The 849-nt window shown below is 59.6% G+C and carries 2 protein-coding genes; both read left to right on the top strand.

Features of this window, described 5'->3' with window-relative positions:
* Positions 1-80: 80 nt before the first annotated feature.
* Positions 81-515, top strand: coding sequence for a hypothetical protein (locus HMPREF9440_RS02440; protein WP_148516301.1), 435 nt, complete (start codon positions 81-83; stop codon positions 513-515).
* The coding region (tnpB, locus tag HMPREF9440_RS02435; RefSeq protein WP_008541160.1) for an IS66 family insertion sequence element accessory protein TnpB at positions 512-849 on the top strand (338 nt) is incomplete at its 3' end. The genes HMPREF9440_RS02440 and tnpB, both read left to right, overlap by 4 nt.

Here is an 849-nt window from a genome sequence, read left to right as displayed (position 1 = left end):
GTACGTGTCCTAAGACCCGCTCGGTGAATTTCGCGACCTGAAGCAGAATTTGGGCTTTGTTCCCGCTTCAGGAGGCGCTCGTGAAGAAGCTACCGACCCAGAGCTCCGGTTCAATCGATTGGGTGGCGATCTATCAGGCAGTCCAAGAATCGAACTGCCCCAGCTTGAAGAAGTTCTACGCTCAACACTCCGCCAAGTTCCTTCGCGCCAGGATCTCGCTCTGGGAGTTCTACAAAGGGATCCGACGCGCGAAGAGCATGTTGGAGGGGGACGCCGCGACTTCAAACCCCGAACAAGGCGAAAAACGAGCTGTCCGTGTCGCGAGGCTCCCCACAAAGGTCGGTGCCGGACTCGTGAAGGCCGGGCCGAGAAGTCCGCGACCGGAATTCGAAAGGGCAGCGGCGCCTACCCCCGTAAGAGTCACTCTCCCGTGCGGCAGCGTGATTGAGTTCATGAGCAGCGAACCGGAGGGCTTCGCCGCGAACATGATCGAACAGATGAGGAGGTCGTCGTGAAGCTGGACTTCGGAAACCGCAGAGTCACCCTGGTCGTCTCGCCCGTCGATCTGCGCATGGGCTTCAACAAACTCGCGCTCATGGCCGACGTGTACCTCGACATCGACCTCGGCAGGAAGGAAGACGTCGTGGTCTTCGTCTCGAAGAGCCGCTCTCTCTGCAAGGTGATCTACCGGGACGAGAAAGGGTCCGTCACCATCCTCCGCAGACTCAACGCCGGACGGTTCGCCCAGATTCTCATGGAGGCGGAAGGCCCGGCCGCGATGACCCTCACGAACGAGAAACTCGCGGCCTATTTGGATGGGGAGACCCTACAAATTCGGCGTACTGAACT

This window comes from Sutterella parvirubra YIT 11816 (assembly GCF_000250875.1).
GTDB classification, from domain to species: Bacteria; Pseudomonadota; Gammaproteobacteria; order Burkholderiales; family Burkholderiaceae_F; genus Sutterella; species Sutterella parvirubra.
Note: the sequence above shows the minus strand (reverse complement) of the source record. Positions and strands in the feature narration are given on the sequence as shown.